Below are 14,170 nucleotides of genomic sequence, written 5' to 3' on the forward strand. Positions count from 1 at the left end.
GGGGGCGGAACGGATGAAGACCTATATTATCAGCCGGATCACACAGGCATTTCTGGTGCTTTGGGGCGCCTATACGATCACCTATGTGATCCTCTATCTGCTCCCGAGCGACGCACTGTCGCTGATGCTGACGGCATCGGGCGTCGATGCCGATACCTTGAGCGCCGCGCAGCTCGCCGAGGCCCGGCATCACTACGGGCTCGACCGTGGCGTGGTCGATCAATACCTTCATCTGTTGGGCAATCTGCTGCGGGGCGATTTCGGCGCGTCGCTATCGACCGGCAGCTCGGTTACCGCCTTGCTAGCCGACCGGCTGCCGCAAACGCTCATGCTTGCCGGCTGCGCCATCACGCTCTCGGTGGCGGCCGGGGTGGGCTTTGCCTATGCGGCGGCCTGGCTCAGATGGCGACCACTTCGGCTTGCGCTCCGCAGACTTCCGGCACTGGGTCTTTCGGTCCCGGTGTTCTGGACGGGGCTGCTGCTGATCCAGATCTTCTCCTTCACGCTCGGCTGGTTTCCGTCTATGGGCAACAAGGGCTTCGCGTCGCTGGTCCTCCCCGCAGTGACGCTGGCTATTCCGAGCGCTGCCATCTACGCGCAGGTGTTGATGCGCAGCTTCGACGATGTCTGGGGTGAATCCTACATCGTCACGGCACGGGCCAAGGGGCTTTCCCGTGGGCAGATCCAGTGGCGGCATGTGCTGCGCAATGCGGCACTGCCGATCCTGACGCTGATCGGGCTGCAGATCGGCAATACGGTCTCCGGCGCGGTCCTGGTCGAGACGGTTTTTACCCGCGTCGGCGTCGGCCGGCTCGCGCAGGAATCGGTGTTGAGACAAGACATTCCCGTCGTGCTCGCCGTGGTGACAATCTCGGCGGCGGCCTTCGTGACCATCAATCTCATTGTCGATCTTCTCTACCCACTGTTGGATCCACGCATCGCGCGCGCAGCGAAAGTCACCTGAAGGAGCTTGAGACGATGACCACTCCGGATTTCACCCATTTTTCGCCCCTCGCGCCGGCCTATATCGACGCCACGGATAGCGATGACGTGCCGATCCGCTCGGCCCGGCTGCGACGCTGGAGCGAGACGCTCGGCCTTCTGCGTGGTCATCCGGGCTTCCTGCTCGCGCTTGCCTTCATCCTCTTCGTGCTGCTTGCCGCGGCGGTGCCGACACTGCTGACGCGTTTCGACCCTTACGCGACCGTTCCGCTGGAAAAGCTGCGCGCGCCGAGCCTGCTGCATTGGTTCGGCACCGATGAGCTGGGCCGCGATCTCTACACCCGTATCATCTATGGCGCCGGTCTGTCGGTTCAGGCTGCACTTCTGGCCGTGTCGATCGCCTTTATCGGCGGCTCGACCCTCGGATTGTTTGCCGGCTTCTTCGGTGGGCGGATCGATGCTGTCATCATGCGCCTGATCGACGTGATGCTGGCTCTGCCCAGCCTTCTGCTCGCGCTCGTCATCGTCACGGCAATCGGTTTCGGCACGCTGCCGGTCGCCGTTGCCGTCGGCTTTGGTCTTTTGCCCGGTTTTGCTCGCACCATGCGCGCCGAGGTCATGCGGGTCAAAACGCTCGCCTATGTCGAGGCCGCCAGGCTCGGCGGGGCCGGCTGGAGCCGCATCCTCGTCAATCACATCCTGCCCAACGCTTCAGGCGCGGTCATCGTGCTCGCCACGCTGGATTTCGGAGTGGCGATCCTTGTCGCCTCGGGATTGAGTTTCCTCGGCTTCGGTGCGGTGCCACCGGCTGCCGAATGGGGCACGCTCATTGCCAATGGCCGGAAATTCCTCATCACGGCGCCCTGGCTTCCGCTTCTGCCCGGCATGTTCGTGGCGCTTGCCGTCTTCGCGCTCAACCATATTTCGCGCACGCTCGAGGAGGTGTCGAGATGACTGAAGCAGCACTCGAGCCGATCATCGACCTCACTGATCTCAGCGTCAGCTATCGCTCCGGCAACCAGATCGTCGATGCCGTCAAGCATGTCAGTCTCACTGTCGCCCCCGGCGAAGTGGTGGCGATCGTCGGCGAGTCCGGCTCGGGGAAATCCACACTGGCAAATGCGCTGATCGGCCTTCTCTCTGACAATGCCGAGGTCAAGACCGGCACGATCCGGGTTGGCGGCGAAGACATGACGAACGCGGGCGAAGGCCAGTGGCGGGCACTGCGCGGGCGCGTCGTCGGCCTCGTGCCGCAGGATCCGATGGTCAGCCTCAATCCAACCATGCGCATCGGCCGTCAGATTGGCGAGGCCGTGGAACGTGCGCGTGGACCTCGGGGCAGAAGCCTCGATGCCGATGTGCTGGAGCTACTCGAACAGGTCGGCATCGACCAGCCGGTGCTGCGCGCGCGGCAATACCCGCACGAGCTTTCCGGCGGCATGCGCCAGCGCGTCCTGATCGCCATTGCGATTGCCGGACAGCCCGAACTGATTATCGCCGACGAACCAACCAGTGCGCTCGACGCCACGGTGCAGCGCCGCATCCTTGATCATCTCGACCTGCTGGTGAAGGGGCGCGGCATTTCGATGCTGATCATCACCCATGATCTCGGCGTCGCGGCAGACCGGGCCGATCGGGTCCTGGTGATGCAGGCAGGTCGTATCGTCGAGCAAGGTCCGCCGGCCTCCATCCTGCGCGCGCCGGCCGAGCCCTACACCCGCGCCCTGATCGCCGCCGCACCGGCGCTGAGGGCTCCGCTCTCGCAAATAGGTGCGAAGCCCGTTGCCGCGACACGCGAGATCCTGCGTTTCGAGGATGTCAGCAAGGTCTTCGCCCTGCCGGGAGAAGCATCCTGGTTTGGACGAGGACCAAAACCGCTATTCCAGGCGCTCGATCGGGTGAGTTTCAGCGTCCATGCCGGACAGACACTGGCGATCGTCGGGGAATCCGGCTCGGGCAAGACCACCTCGCTGCGCATTGCCCTCGGCCTGGACAGGCCCACGTCGGGGCGCGTCATTTTCGAAGGGCGTGATATCACAGGGCTCGGCTGGAACGAGTTCCGTCCGCTACGCCGACGCATCCAGCTCATACAGCAGAACCCGTTCGCCTCGCTCGATCCGCGCTACACCGTCTTCGAAAGCATCGTTGAGCCGCTGCAATCCTTTGGGAAATATACGGCGGCTGAGCTTCAGGCCCGCGCGCGTCAGCTTGTCGACCAGGTGCGGTTGCCGAGACTGGCGCTCAACCGGCTGCCGCGCGAGCTTTCCGGCGGGCAACGCCAGCGCGTCGCGATTGCCCGCGCGCTGGCGCTCGGGCCGGAGCTTCTGTTTCTCGACGAGCCGGTTTCCGCCCTCGACGTTTCCATTCAGGCGCAGATCCTCAACCTGCTCGGCGATCTGCAGCGTGATCTGGGAATGAGCTATGTGCTCGTCTCGCACGATCTGGCCGTCGTATCGGCCATCGCACATCAGATCGTCGTGCTGCGGGGCGGACGCGTCGTCGAACACGGCGCTACGGGCCAAGTCTTCGGAAATCCGCAGGCCGCCTACACACGCGAACTTCTGGAGGCGATCCCTGGACGGGTTGCCTGATTACCCGTTTCATCATGAAGATTAACCCGCCCGATCCCACACCATCACGGGATCGGCGCATCCAGATCAAAAACAGAGGCATTCCGAATAGCATTATGAGAACGTCCATATCCGAACAGATCGTGAATGTCGCCGGAGCCCTCTTCTACAAGGAGGGAATCCGCGCCGTCGGCATCGACAGGATCATCGAAGAGGCCAGCATCGCCAAGGCGACCCTCTATCGCCACTTTCCCTCCAAGGATCATCTGGTTGCCGCCTATCTGAGCCAGCGCCACGACCGCGTGATGAACTCGCTCGATGAGGTGACGAGCGCGATCGAGCAACCCAGGGACCAGCTGGCCACGATCTTCGACAGGCTGTTCGAAAAGGCCGACAGTCCGGAATTCCGGGGATGCGCCTTTGCACTCGCGGTCGCCGAACACGGCGATTCCGAGCGCGTGGTTTCCGTTGCACGCGCGCACAAAAGTGCCGTTCGCGCGATTTTCAAATCGATCATGCTGCGCGCCGGCGCGATATCGGAGCAACCGGCTGCGCATCTTGCGCTTCTTTATGAAGGAGCGCTTGCAACAGTTGCCGTCGATCGCGATCCGAATGCGGTGCTGGTCGCCAGGGATTGTGCATTGACGGTTTTTGACGGGGCATTAGTGTCCCGTGGACTTCAAAGCAGGAATGGAAAATGACAAAGACGATCGACTATTTCTTCGGGATTGGATCCCCCTGGGCTTTTATCGGGCTTGAACCCTTTGCTGCACTTGCCGCGCGCTACGGCGCGGACATCCAGCCCTATGTCATCCCTCTGGTCGAAGAAAACGGCGCGATCTTTTCACGCAACCGGCCGGAGCCACGGCGCGCCTATTGGTTCAAGGACTTGAAGCGCTGGGCGGCGCTGCGCGGCAAGAGCCTCGACCTGGACAACAGGGCCGGCCTTTCCGATCCGACGCCCGCGGGCCTGACGGTGATTGCCGCACAACTCGAGGGCAAGGACTGGATCGGGCTGACGAAGGCTCTGCAGGAAGCCTTCTGGTCCCGCGCCGAGGACATCGGCAACGCTGATGTGCGCAAGGCGATCGCCGATGCCGCCGGCTTCGATGGCGCGGCGCTTGAGGCGCGGTCACAGCAAGGCGACGTACAGGAACTCTGGCGCTCGAACTATGACATCGCAAAAGCTGCCGGCGTCTTCGGCTTTCCCACTTTCCGCTATGATGGCGAACTCTATTGGGGACAGGACAGCCTGCCCTTCCTGGAGCGCCATCTGAACGGCGAAAAACTGATCGCCTGACGCAGCTCCGCAAGTCATGGAAGACCTGAAACTCCCGCTTTCCCGGCCACTTTCGTCTCGACGGAGTGGCCGGCAGCGCATTCGACGATACCGGCCGAACCGCTATTTTCCGTTTGGATAGACCCAGGCATAGCCGAAATGGTAGCGATCGGGTTCACGGCCATAATAGTATGGCACAGCCATGTCATGCTGTTGCGGATTGGACAGGGCCTCCCCGTATTTCTCCTTCAGCCACTGCGTCAGCGTGGGAGGCATCGTCGATGGCTTGCCGTCCCGCTCGTTCCAGACCAGCAACAGAGGTTGATGGCCTATGCTGGCATGATCGATGTCGTACAGGGGATAGGCGATCGAGATCACGGGTGTGTCCGGCATATTGATGCGGACATTGCCCGCTTTCTGCCACGTCGTCGTGACCACCGCCACCGGCTTTCGTCCTTCAGCCGCGACGACCTGTTCGAGAAACGGGGTGTAAGGGGTGTTCAGATGTTCGTAACTGCCGAGGAGTTTCGGAACCAGCACACTTCCCGCAATGATCATCGGCAGTACCAACATCATGGCGAAGGGCACATACAGAAATTTCCGGATCACCTGAGCGGACCCGACCCCCGACGCCTCCAGTTTCAGGCAGAAATACAGCGGCGCCAGGAACAGGAACGGCAGGAGCCAGCGATCCCGGAACACCGTCAGTGTAACCACGACGATCATCAGCAGCAGTATGGCGAGCGTTGTGGCGAAAATCGTGCCGACGAAATCCGACCATTCGCTTCTGGCACGAAAACTCCGCACGAACGCTTTGCGGAAAAAGATGAGGAAAATGACAGCGGTCGGCGCGATGATGGCGAAGCCTGTCTCGAATAGCTCCTTGAGCCCATTTCCGATGTCGGAAAATTTGCCGCCCTCTCCCTGTTCCGACATGGTCCGCGTGGTCTGATCGACTACCGCGTTCATATGGGTGATCATCCACAGACCGTGGGGCAGGAAGACTAGGATCGCCAGCAGGATCGTCAGCAATAGCCGCTTGTCGAGAACTCGCTTCAGCCCATCCGGATGTCTGAGGACGGCGGCGAAAGTCGCAAGGACGATCAGGATGAAATTGTACTTCGTCAGCATCCCCACGCCGACCCACACACCCATCGACGCGTAGGATATGAAGCTGGGCTTTTTGAGCGTCGTGACGACGCTGTGCAGAAACAGGCAGATCGCCAGCAGTGTCCCGACCGTGTGGGTCAGGTCCCGCTGCGCCTGCCAGAACATCTGCGGCATCGTCAGCAGCGACAGGGTGGCGATGGCCGCCAGCCCCTTGTCGGTAAGCAGCAGTCGGGCCAGCCGATAATAGGTGTAGTAAACGAGAAAGAGCAGGACGTTCTTCAAAACCACCAGCGACGCCAATGTGGTGCCGAAGATAGCGAACACGCCCTGCTGAATCCAATTGTAGAGAGGAGGCTGCGCATCATAGCCCCAGTCAAGCCATTGCGCGACGACGAATTGCTGCGCCTCATCAACGCGCAACGAATTCGGCAACGCGATGCGAACGATGGCCTGCACGAGGAAATAGGCGGCAAGAACCCAAGGCACCCAGCGCAGAGCGGAAAACAACCCCGACTTGGCGGAACGCTCGCCGCCGTCAATGCTATTCATCGTTTTTCCTTCTGGTGGAAAATCTCGTCCGCGAGTGACGACGGCATGCACCCGCGCCTCTTTTAGGTAAGCGGTATAGTGCGTCACTGTGACGAAGGCAAAGCCTATAGCAGAGGCCAGAAGAGAGCGTACATCCGGGAGGAAATCTCAGAGCAACCGCGCCGGTTCATTCCGAATGCCCGTCATCTCGCTATGTTCCTCAAGCGCGCTCTGAGCTCTTCCGCGAACGGACGCGAGCGGCAGATCGCACCGACATGTTCAGCGACACGGCCGCACGAATGAGCGCCTTCAACGCCTCTTCATCAACCTTGGCGCCCTCCTGGAAATCGATGGCACGCCTGGTGTTGCCCTCAAGGCTGGAGTTGAAGAGGCCTGAAGGGTCTTCCAACGAAGCGCCCTTGGCAAATGTCATTTTCACGACATTCTTGTAGGTCTCGCCGGTGCAGACGATCCCGTCGTGCGACCACACCGGAACACCTCTCCACTTCCACTCCTCGACCACTTCGGGGTCGGCCTGCTTGATGAGAGTTCGAACCCGCGCGAGCATCTTGCCCCGCCAATCACCCAGCTCCTCGATCTTCGCATCGATCAGCTGAGAGGGAGAGGCTTCTCCCTTTCCATCCTTCGGGTCGCTATTCTCCGTGGCTGCTGTCACTTTCCTCATCGCTACGGTCTCCTCGCCAAACGCATAACGACTGAACCATAGCAGAGTCAGCCGATCAACTCCTGACCTCTCTCCCGAGCATCAATTGGACGAGGACTGAGCGGCCACCGCGACCGATGGTGAGGGCACCGATTGGCACTCGGGATTCGACGTGGCGGCGGTGAAGAGCGGAGCATCGTTCCAAAGGGTTCCGTTCAATGTCTCGCGCTCACCCAGATCGAATACTGTGCGCATATAGCGGTCATTGAATGGGTCGGCGATGTCATAAGGAATTTGGCAGTCGATTGACGCAACGTGAAATGTAGCGCCGGTTCGGCGTGCCCAGCCGTACAGCGCCATCAGCGCATCCCGCTCCTGTGCCTTGATCAGCGTGGCATATGCCCGCGCCATGACGGGCAATGTCCGCTCGGACGTGTTGGAAAATTCAGGCATGAGCGCATTGTTGACGAGCACGAAAATATTGAGTCTCCGGGTCTGCGCCCGAGGCGCATGCCACGCCGACGCCAGCACCGTGCTCGGGAAGGTGAGAATTTGCGAGGAGGAGCCGCCATCGGAGTGGAGCTCCTGAAAATGCCTGTCTCCCGCCTGCACTTTGATCAGCACGGGCGGATATACGCCGGGAATGCTTGCGGAGGCGACAAGCACGTCACGAAATAGCTGAAGGGCGCCCGGCCGGCCGCTTGTGGCTATGGCGCCCATATTCCAGACCACCGCTCTCTGTGAATCGAGATTGGAGGTAAGAACCAGGAGCCGGCGCCCGTTTCGATGTTCTCTCGCGATCGCGTCGAAGACGTCCTGCGTGATGTACTGATCGACCATGTTGCGAAGCGTCCGTCCGCGCAAAAGGCTCTTTCCAAGCATCTGATTTGGCAAAAGCCTGCGATCGACGAGGTTCTTTGCAACGCCGCTGGTGTAGAGCCGGGCGATCAGATCGTCATAGGATGATCCGAGAAAGGCGAAGGGAGCGATGAGCGCACCGGTGCTGACGCCGCTGACGATGTCGAAGCGCGGGCGTTTGCCTGTCTTCGTCCATGCCGACAGCACGCCGGCACTGAAGGCACCCCCAGCCCCGCCTCCCGAGATCATCAGGTAATTGACGTCTTCCTGTGCGGCGGTGGGTTGCCAGTCAAAGGCGTCTTCCCACGACCTGGAGCCTTCGTCCAGGTAGGATCTTACCCCCGGAAACCCCGGAACCTCGGCGGCGGCGGACTGGTCTGCGCGGTATTGCGGGCGCGAGGCGGTCATGCAGCCCGCAAGGGGAAGAAGCAGGATGATCAACAGGCAAAGAGATCTGCGGTAGGCTTGGCTGCGGTTCGGCAACGCGGATACTCCGGGGAAAGCTGTCGCGTCATGCGTGAACCGTTCTTAGCGTCGGCTATGGGCGCGGATATGTTCCGCATATTTCCGTTGGTGAATGCCGTGTGACCAAACCGTGGCCGAGTCTAGCAAATCGACGGACCGCAAGCGCGGCATCGTCAATCCGCTAGGCGCGTGCGACGATGACATGCGCCTGGATATTTCCGGAGACAGGGCCTTCGCCATACTTCTTTGCAATCGCGTCGGCGGCGCGGTCGGTAACGGTCTTCAAGGCCTTCGGGTCGCGAGCTTCGATCTCGTTGCGCAATGGAGTCCCCTGGCAGTAAGCAGTCGCGGCGGCGCGGGCGCTTGAAGCGTCGCTTCGATGTCGAAGCGTCGTGATCTCGATGGCTGTGAAGCCTGCCATCCGCAATTCTGCTTCGATCAGCCCGACATCGTGATACCCGTGCGGCGTTCGAGCGAGGAACCGGGGTGGATCGCTCGGGAAAATGCTGCATGCGACATCCGTCACTATGCGAGCAAAGTCATTTTCCTCGATGCGATCCCACACATTGAAGAGAAAGCGGCCGCGAGGTTTGAGAACGCGAAGCGCCTCTCGATAACCGGAGACCCGGTCGGGGAAGAACATTGCGCCAAACTGGCAGACAACCGCATCGAAGCTTTCATGCTCGAAGGGCAAGGAAAGCGCGTCCGCCTGTTGCCAGACGATACGCTCGTCCGCGCCCTGTCGAGCAGCGGCTCTTTCGAGCATGGGTTGATTGAGATCGCTGACGATGTAGCTGGCGCTTTTATCGAGAAGCGGCGCCAACGCTCGCGTAACGACACCGGTTCCCGCAGCCGTTTCCAGAACTTGGGCGGGAGCCGCTTCCGCGACCCGGCGGGCTAGGTCAAATGCATAGGGCTCAAAGATGAGAGGCACCATATAGGTGTCGTAAATCTCAGGGATGGATCCCGCGAACAGCTTGTCCATGGCAGGCATAAGTGATGATCCTATCGCGCCTCAGGCTCCGATGGCCAATAGGAGTATACATCGGCAGGGCCTCCGACGCCATCGCCTGTTATTCATCGAGCCATCCGTCGCACGCAACCCGAATGACTGCTCCAGTCCCTACCCTGTCGAGTCATTCGTGGAGAAACTATCCCTCATGGCGCGCAGGATGATCACCGCCGATGCCGCACCCGGATCGACGTGGCCTAGCGAGCGCTCTCCCAGCCTTGCCGCCCTGCCGCGCGCGGCAATCATAGACCGGGTCGAATTCGCGCCGGTTTCCGACGCCTCCACGATGCTGTTCCAGAGCTCGCGCGTTCCGCATTGTTTTGCCCGTGCATTGACGGCCGCTTCGGTCGCGGGAATCCAGGCATCCAGCATAGTTTTATCACCGCGCTGCCCCTTGCCACGCTCCTTTATGCCGGCCGTCATTGCTTCGACGATCGCAACCTGGCGAGCATCCGAAAGGGACTCGTCCTGCTTGAGCGCTTGCGCTGCTTTTCGGAATGCAGTCGCATAGAGCGGGCCGGTGGATGCGCCGACGGCGTCCAGAAACGCCGAGGCGGCAACCGTAAAAATATCCGACGGAAGCACTTGCTCCAGATCGAGTTTTGCGAGCGCGGCATTCACGGCCATGAAGCCGAGAGCCATGGTGATCCCATGATCCGCGTCTCCGATGGCGCCGTCGAGTTCCGAGAGATGATCCTTCTCCGCGGTGATCGCTATGGATATGCGTTGAAACATGCTGCTCAAACGTCGCGCCGCGTTTTCCGGCATAATCTTCCTCCCAGTCCAGGAGATCGCGGCGGTTTTCTCCGACCCGCGTCTCGCATCTTCATCCCACCTTCAAAGCGGCGGTATCGCAAGGATGGTACAGCAGCTCGGTCAATTCCTGATCGAGGTGCAAAATCGATATGGACGCGCCGACCATGTCGAGCGACGTGCAGTAATGCCCCACCCAATTCGCTTCTATCCTGATGTCCTTCGCGCTCAGCCGCTGCTCGACGCGCCTGAACAGGATGTAAAGCTCCATCAGCGGCGTTGCGCCGAAGGAGTTGATCAGCACGGCGACACGGTCGCCGGGCGTCGGCTTCATTTCCGCGAAAATGCGGTCCATTACCCTGTCGGTGATTTCGTCGGCCGTCATCATCTTCTCGCGGATGACGCCCCGCTCGCCGTGGATGCCCATGCCGAACTCGATATCATCGGGACCGATCTCGAAATTGTGCCGGCGCGTCTGCGGCAGCGAGCAGGGCTCCAGCGCAACGCCCATCGTATAGGTTCGATCATTGGCTTTGCGCGTCGCGGCCTCGCAGGCATCCAGCGACAGCCCGCGATCACAGGCGGCTCCGGCGACCTTGAAGATGAAGAAGTTCCCCGCAACACCGCGGCGGCCTTCCCTGTCCTCCACCGGAGAGGAGGCGATATCGTCCGTGGTGAGAATGGTGCGGACATCGATCCGTTCGTCCTGCGCCATCTCGGCCGCCATCTCGAAATTCATCACATCGCCGGCATAGTTACCATAGACGAAAAGCACGCCCTCGCCGCCGGATGCAGCCCTGGCGCATTGCAGGATCGGCGTGGGCGGTGGCGACGAAAAAATATTGCCGACGGCAACCGCATCGGCAAGGCCCTTGCCGACATAGCCGACGAAGCAGGGTTCGTGGCCGGTGCCGCCGCCGATGACGAGCCCGACCTTCCCCGGCCTCGGTCCTGTCCGGGCGACAAGCGCGCGATTGGATCCCTTGATGGGCGCGACATGGCCAGCATGCGCCTTGACGATGCCGTCGAGCATCTCGTCGACGACATCGTCGGGATTGTTCAAGAACTTCTTGATGTGAGTGCGAAAGCTGCTGGGCAGTGGCACTGTATTGTCCGTTCGCGAGCGCTGCGAAATCTTCTGGTCGATCTCGGTTACGCCGTCGGCGTTGAGGATACCCCGACCGGTGGCGGCATCGGTGATCAGGACATTGATGTAGCCGCCACGCAGCGCCGCGAGGATCGCCGGCACTTTGTCGAAACCGCCCGCAACCGCGATGCGCAGCCCTATCGCCTTCAGCATGTCGAGGGATATGCCGATGGTCCGGTCATCAAGCGGTCCGGCGACCGGCTCTCCCTTCGGATCGATGAAGCGGCCGGCCACGACCCCGACGGCGTTCTTCGCCAGATAGTCCTGGAGCGAGACGGATTCAAAGAAGCCGCTGCTGTGGATGGTCGAATTCGGGCGCAGCGACGAGATGCCGAACAGCGCCTTGTTGGCTTTGGAAAGCGTTGCGAACTGGTCTTCCACCAGCGGTTCCCGCAGCAGGATGTTGCGCACCTCCCCGGTCGAAACGATCGCCGGTGCGGTGATATTGATCAGCTTTCCGCCGACCGCATTGGCAAAAGCCGCCGCGCAGAGTTCCGGCGTATAGGCAAAGCGCGCCCGCGTGCCGCCGGTCGCCTGGACGATGGTGACATCCTGGAGATTGGGTACGGACGCCTGCTCGGCTATCGCCAGGACCGTTCGCCCCCAGGCGACAGCCAGGGTATCACCCGATTTCAAAAGCTTGGCGATCGCCTGGGCGCCCGCCGTGCCGAGACGATCGATCAGCGGTCGCGTTCCGTCGTCACTGGGAACGACCAGGCAGTCATGCAGGCCGAAATGGCGTTTCAGCTCCATGGCAATCGAAAGCGAACTCAGGCGTGACGGCTCGAGGGAAATGTTCACGATCCCCCGGCTGCGGGCATCGGCCAGATAGCTATTCACCGTCGCGCGCGAAATACCCATGATCTCGGCGATATCGCCCTGTGTCCTGCCATCCTCATAATAGAGCCAGCAGGCCCAGACGTAGGGATCGTCGCCGTAGCGCAGCGGCATGGCGTCCGATGTTTCCGGCACGCCCGCCTTGCCTACACCGGTTTTTCCGACTGAAGATGTCTTGCCTGTCATGACTGTCCGCGGTTCCCTTTTGTCGTCCGAAGATGAAAGCAATAGAGCATGTTTGCAAATGCTTCTTCAGAGAAAGGGGCGGCGCGCGACCCCATCGACAATAATGGGATCGCGCAGCCTTGGGAGATCCTTGTGTGGGCGAGTATCGCGGTACCTATTGAAGCCTCTCGCGCGCGCCGAAAGAGAGTTCTCTCAATATGATCGCACACGATGTCGCCCCGGCATCCAGCACGCCCAGCGAGCGTTCGCCGAGACGGCTCGCCCGGCCGATCTTCGCCACCAGATTGAGCGTCGAATCCCGGCCCGCTTCGGCCGCCGCCGCCAACGCATCGAGCGCGTCGGCAAACGACTCGCCGGCCGCGATCGCACTATCGAAGGCTTCGGTTGCCGGAACGAGCGTGTCGAGGAGCGTCTTGTCGCCGACTTTCGCCGCACCGATTGCCTGGATGCCTTCAAGCCCCGCATGCAGCATCCGGCTATAGGTCGCGCTGTCTATGGCGTCGACGCCCTCCAGCTTCTCGGCGAATTCGATGAACATCACACCGTAGAGCGGTCCCATCGAGCCGCCGATCTCGGTCATCAGAACGGTGCCTAGCGTATCAAGCGATGCGGCTAGCGACAGATGCTTGCCCTTCATACGCTCCGCGGCCATGCCGAAGCCCTTGGCCATATTGACGCCGTGGTCTCCGTCGCCAATCTTGCCGTCGATCTCGCTGAGATAGGCGCGATTTTCGACAATCCGGTCGGCCATTGCCAGGACGATATCGCCGGCCGTTGCGTTGCTAAATGTCTGCATGGATCTGTCTCCCTCAAAGCAACGTCGTGCATTGGACTTCAACGTCGAGAAGCTCTTTCAACTCGTCGTCGAGAGCCAGCACCGTCAGTGTCGCGCCGACCATCTCGAGCGAGGTGAAATAGTTGCCGACATAGGTCTTGTAGATCTTGAGGCCACGCGCGGTGATCTGCGTTTCGATCGTGTCGTTCAGAATGTAAAGCTCGTTGACCGGCGTTGCGCCGAGACCCGAAACCAGGACCGCCACCTCGGTGCCGGCGGCAAGGTTATGATCGTCCAGAACGATCTGGCTCATGGTTTTGGCGATTTCCGCAGCTGTCTTGAGGGGTTCCACGCGAACCCCCGGCTCGCCATGGTGACCGATACCGACTTCCATGGTGCCGGGCTCGATCTTGAAATTCGGATGGCCGACGGCCGGCAGCGTGCAGGGGCCGAGACCGATGCCGACGGAGCGGCAATTGTCGATCGCCTTCTGGGAAATGGCACGCACTTCTTCGAGGCTCGCGCCCTTCGAAGCCATGGCGCTGCCGATCTTCCACATGAAGATTTCGCCGGCGACACCGCGACGCTTCTCGCGCTCCTCCGGCGGGGCCGAGCACACGTCGTCATTGGCAACAACGGTCGCAACCTCGATGCCGTCCTTGGCCGCGAGCTTGATCGCCATCTTCACATTCATGTTGTCGCCCGCGTAATTGCCGTAAAGGCAGATCACGCCGCGACCGCCATTAGCCTCGCGAACGGCGTCGTAGAAGCTCTTGGCCGTCGGCGAAGAGAAGAGCTCACCGACGGCGACAGCGTCGAGCATATTCTTGCCGGCATAGCCGATGAAGGCAGGCTCATGACCGGAACCGCCGCCGGTGATGACTCCGACCTTGCCGGCATGGGGCGCATTCTTCGCGACGACGACGCGCGGGTTTTCGGCAAGGCGTACGGTCCCCGAATGCGCCTTGACGAAGCCCTTTACGGTGTCTTCGACGACTTCATCGGGATTGTTGATGAACCGTTGCATAGTGTCTCCTGTAGGAT

At 61.1% G+C, this 14,170-nt stretch carries 13 protein-coding genes; 5 read left to right on the forward strand and 8 right to left on the reverse strand.

Going from position 1 to position 14,170, the window contains the following annotated elements:
* Positions 1-13 precede the first annotated feature (13 nt).
* From EX00_RS15110 to EX00_RS15130, 5 genes are all read left to right on the forward strand, one after another.
* On the forward strand, positions 14-964 hold the full coding sequence (locus EX00_RS15110; protein ID WP_047459187.1) for an ABC transporter permease: 951 nt from the start codon (positions 14-16) through the stop codon (positions 962-964).
* A gap of 14 nt (positions 965-978) precedes the next feature.
* Positions 979-1,896 (forward strand): ABC transporter permease, encoded by a 918-nt coding sequence (locus EX00_RS15115; RefSeq protein WP_080761252.1) that lies wholly within the window; start codon positions 979-981, stop codon positions 1,894-1,896.
* Positions 1,893-3,533: a dipeptide ABC transporter ATP-binding protein gene (locus tag EX00_RS15120; protein ID WP_047459189.1), complete on the forward strand. Its 1,641-nt coding sequence runs from the start codon at positions 1,893-1,895 to the stop codon at positions 3,531-3,533. Before EX00_RS15115 ends, EX00_RS15120 begins: the two co-directional genes overlap by 4 nt.
* Positions 3,534-3,628: 95 nt before the next feature.
* Positions 3,629-4,213: a TetR/AcrR family transcriptional regulator gene (locus EX00_RS15125; RefSeq protein WP_047459190.1), complete on the forward strand. Its 585-nt coding sequence runs from the start codon at positions 3,629-3,631 to the stop codon at positions 4,211-4,213.
* Positions 4,210-4,812, forward strand: coding sequence for a 2-hydroxychromene-2-carboxylate isomerase (locus EX00_RS15130; protein ID WP_047459192.1), 603 nt, complete (start codon positions 4,210-4,212; stop codon positions 4,810-4,812). Before EX00_RS15125 ends, EX00_RS15130 begins: the two co-directional genes overlap by 4 nt.
* Before the next feature lie 102 nt (positions 4,813-4,914).
* Here the strand turns inward: EX00_RS15130 and EX00_RS15135 are convergent, their stop codons facing one another.
* The 8 genes from EX00_RS15135 to EX00_RS15175 form a co-directional block, all read right to left on the reverse strand.
* On the reverse strand, positions 4,915-6,450 hold the full coding sequence (locus EX00_RS15135) for a glycosyltransferase family 39 protein (RefSeq protein WP_052210747.1): 1,536 nt from the start codon (positions 6,448-6,450) through the stop codon (positions 4,915-4,917).
* A gap of 199 nt (positions 6,451-6,649) precedes the next feature.
* Complete coding sequence (locus EX00_RS15140; RefSeq protein WP_047459193.1) at positions 6,650-7,114, reverse strand: DUF1801 domain-containing protein; 465 nt, start codon at positions 7,112-7,114, stop codon at positions 6,650-6,652.
* 81 nt (positions 7,115-7,195) lie between these two features.
* Entirely contained in the window at positions 7,196-8,392 is a 1,197-nt protein-coding gene (locus tag EX00_RS15145; protein WP_234709021.1) for a patatin-like phospholipase family protein, read from the reverse strand.
* Positions 8,393-8,597: 205 nt separating this feature from the next.
* Complete coding sequence (locus EX00_RS15150; RefSeq protein ID WP_047459195.1) at positions 8,598-9,410, reverse strand: class I SAM-dependent methyltransferase; 813 nt, start codon at positions 9,408-9,410, stop codon at positions 8,598-8,600.
* Positions 9,411-9,539: 129 nt separating this feature from the next.
* The gene (gene dhaL, locus EX00_RS15155; RefSeq protein WP_047459197.1) at positions 9,540-10,196 is read right to left on the reverse strand and encodes a dihydroxyacetone kinase subunit DhaL; all 657 of its coding nucleotides are present in this window, start codon (positions 10,194-10,196) and stop codon (positions 9,540-9,542) included.
* Positions 10,197-10,254: 58 nt separating this feature from the next.
* Positions 10,255-12,351 carry a bifunctional sugar-binding transcriptional regulator/dihydroxyacetone kinase subunit DhaK gene (locus tag EX00_RS31085; RefSeq protein ID WP_080761253.1) on the reverse strand — a complete coding sequence of 699 codons (2,097 nt, stop codon included), beginning with the start codon at positions 12,349-12,351 and terminating at the stop codon, positions 10,255-10,257.
* Between the two features lie 154 nt (positions 12,352-12,505).
* Positions 12,506-13,147, reverse strand: coding sequence for a dihydroxyacetone kinase subunit DhaL (dhaL, locus tag EX00_RS15170; RefSeq protein ID WP_047459200.1), 642 nt, complete (start codon positions 13,145-13,147; stop codon positions 12,506-12,508).
* 13 nt (positions 13,148-13,160) lie between these two features.
* Entirely contained in the window at positions 13,161-14,153 is a 993-nt protein-coding gene (locus tag EX00_RS15175; RefSeq protein ID WP_047459202.1) for a dihydroxyacetone kinase subunit DhaK, read from the reverse strand.
* Positions 14,154-14,170: the final 17 nt, after the last annotated feature.

The organism is Martinezella rhizogenes (genome assembly GCF_000799715.1).
GTDB lineage: Bacteria > Pseudomonadota > Alphaproteobacteria > Rhizobiales > Rhizobiaceae > Rhizobium > Rhizobium rhizogenes_C.

Bases quoted from the DNA above. Each gene is read 5' to 3' on its own strand.
- EX00_RS15110 (WP_047459187.1), top strand. From the start codon at position 14: ATGAAGACCTATATTATCAGCCGGATCACACAGGCATTTCTGGTGCTT.
- EX00_RS15115 (WP_080761252.1), top strand. From the start codon at position 979: ATGACCACTCCGGATTTCACCCATTTTTCGCCCCTCGCGCCGGCCTAT.
- EX00_RS15120 (WP_047459189.1), top strand. From the start codon at position 1,893: ATGACTGAAGCAGCACTCGAGCCGATCATCGACCTCACTGATCTCAGC.
- EX00_RS15125 (WP_047459190.1), top strand. From the start codon at position 3,629: ATGAGAACGTCCATATCCGAACAGATCGTGAATGTCGCCGGAGCCCTC.
- EX00_RS15130 (WP_047459192.1), top strand. From the start codon at position 4,210: ATGACAAAGACGATCGACTATTTCTTCGGGATTGGATCCCCCTGGGCT.
- EX00_RS15135 (WP_052210747.1), bottom strand. From the start codon at position 6,450: ATGAATAGCATTGACGGCGGCGAGCGTTCCGCCAAGTCGGGGTTGTTT.
- EX00_RS15140 (WP_047459193.1), bottom strand. From the start codon at position 7,114: ATGAGGAAAGTGACAGCAGCCACGGAGAATAGCGACCCGAAGGATGGA.
- EX00_RS15150 (WP_047459195.1), bottom strand. From the start codon at position 9,410: ATGCCTGCCATGGACAAGCTGTTCGCGGGATCCATCCCTGAGATTTAC.
- dhaL (WP_047459197.1), bottom strand. From the start codon at position 10,196: ATGCCGGAAAACGCGGCGCGACGTTTGAGCAGCATGTTTCAACGCATA.
- EX00_RS31085 (WP_080761253.1), bottom strand. From the start codon at position 12,351: ATGACAGGCAAGACATCTTCAGTCGGAAAAACCGGTGTAGGCAAGGCG.
- dhaL (WP_047459200.1), bottom strand. From the start codon at position 13,147: ATGCAGACATTTAGCAACGCAACGGCCGGCGATATCGTCCTGGCAATG.
- EX00_RS15175 (WP_047459202.1), bottom strand. From the start codon at position 14,153: ATGCAACGGTTCATCAACAATCCCGATGAAGTCGTCGAAGACACCGTA.